Source organism: Orbus hercynius (assembly GCF_003634275.1).
In the GTDB taxonomy this organism is placed as follows: domain Bacteria; phylum Pseudomonadota; class Gammaproteobacteria; order Enterobacterales; family Orbaceae; genus Orbus; species Orbus hercynius.
In genome coordinates this window covers 1-1763 of the sequence record NZ_RBWY01000010.1, presented here as the reverse complement: position 1 = coordinate 1763, position 1763 = coordinate 1, and the positions used below count along the sequence as shown (strand labels likewise).

Here is a 1763-nt window from a genome sequence, read left to right as displayed (position 1 = left end):
CGCGCGGGCCAATACCCAAGCTAAGGGCGATTTTTGTTATTATTTGGGCAGTGTCAAATTCCCTTATACCGACGAGCCCCGTCATCCCGATGATAATCGATGGGAGGGATGGAATAAAGGTAAGTTGGCTAAAACGTTGCCACTGTTTACTGAAATTGGTTTACTGACTCGCGAGCCAGTTGCCGGTCAGCTGGGGATATACCATTACGATCTGACCGAATTAGGCCACAAATATCAACACCTTTTTCCAGAGCAGTCGGGAATAGGGATTATTTACAACAATGCCTTCTGTTATGGTCTCATCCAGCTTGAGAAGGTGACTGATGTGGAAGAGAGAAAGGTCGGCGAGGGCATGGGTAATGCCAATATCCGACGCACTGAAGTGTATGTCGGCTATAATTACCATGTGCTCGATATTCCTGCTTGGGTAACCCATTCACAAAAGAAATTGGATGCCCTATATCCTCAGTTTAAGGTCTTGCAAGAGGATGTGAGTTACCCTGATACTAAGACCTTTTATAAAGGTAAAGACGGCAATTTATATCAAGACTCATTGTCTTATTGGGTGATTCAACCATCTGGCAAGTTACTCGAGAGTGAATAAGCACATGGTAAAATTGACAAAAATCTTATCCCTTGGCCTGCTAACCAGCCTGTTGATAGGGTGTTACGATAAAGGTGAGCTAAAAAATATCATTCAGCAAGGGTATGATAACGCGCGGGCCAATACCCAAGCTAAGGGTGATTTTTGTTATTATTTGGGCAGTGTCAAATTCCCTTATATTGATGAGCCCCGTCATCCCGATGATAATCGATGGGAGGGATGGAATAAAGGTAAGTTGGCTAAAACATTGCCATTGTTTACTGAAATTGGTTTACTGACTCGCGAGCCCGTTGCCGGTCAGCTGGGGATATACTATTATGATCTGACCGAATTAGGCCACAAATATCAACACCTTTTTCCAGAGCAGTCGGGAATAGGGACTATTTACAACAATGCCTTCTGTTATGGCCTCATCCAGCTTGAGAAGGTGACTAACGTGGAAGAGAGAAAGGTCGGCGAGGGCATGGGGAATGCCAATATCCGACGCACTGAAGTGTATGTCGGCTATAATTACCATGTGCTCGATATTCCAGCCTGGGCGACCAATGCACAAGATAAGCTCAATGCATTATACCCGCAGATGGACGTGCGATTAAGTGATAGAAGCTACCCCGATACCAAGACCTTTTATAAAGGCAAAGACGGCAATTTATATCAAGACTCGCTGTCTTATTGGGTGATTCAGCCAGCAGGTAAGTTACTTGAGAGTGAATAAGCACATGGTCAAATTGACAAAAATCTTATCCCTTGGCCTGCTAACCAGCCTGTTGATGGGGTGTTACGATAAAGGCGAGCTAAAAAATATCATTCAGCAAGGGTATGATAACGCGCGGGCCAATACCCAAGCTAAGGGCGATTTTTGTTATTATTTGGGCAGTGTCAAATTCCCTTATACCGACGAGCCCCGTCATCCCGATGATAGTCGATGGGAGGGGTGGAATAAAGAGGATTTAGAAAAAACCCTGCCACTGTTTGCCGATATTGGCTTACTGACTCGCGAGCCAGTTGCCAGTCAGCCGGGGATCTACCATTACGATCTGACCGAATTAGGCCGTGAGTATCAGCATGAATTTCCTAAGCAATATAGTAATGGTATCATTTACAACAATGCCTTCTGTTATGGCCTCATCCAGCTTGAGAAGGTGACTAACGTGGAAGA

Annotated in this window: 3 protein-coding genes; all 3 read left to right on the top strand. The window is 44.9% G+C overall.

Annotated features, from left to right (window positions below; genetic code table 11):
* Positions 1–604: hypothetical protein (locus DES39_RS10970; RefSeq protein WP_170143402.1), on the top strand; the 604-nt coding region annotated here is incomplete at its 5' end.
* A gap of 4 nt (positions 605–608) precedes the next feature.
* A complete protein-coding gene (locus DES39_RS10845; protein WP_121146020.1) occupies positions 609–1319 on the top strand; it encodes a hypothetical protein in 711 nt (236 codons plus the stop codon).
* A 4-nt stretch (positions 1320–1323) separates the two neighbouring features.
* Positions 1324–1763: hypothetical protein (locus DES39_RS10840; RefSeq protein ID WP_147405443.1), on the top strand; the 440-nt coding region annotated here is incomplete at its 3' end.

Bases quoted from the DNA above. Each gene is read 5' to 3' on its own strand.
- DES39_RS10845 (WP_121146020.1), top strand. From the start codon at position 609: ATGGTAAAATTGACAAAAATCTTATCCCTTGGCCTGCTAACCAGCCTG.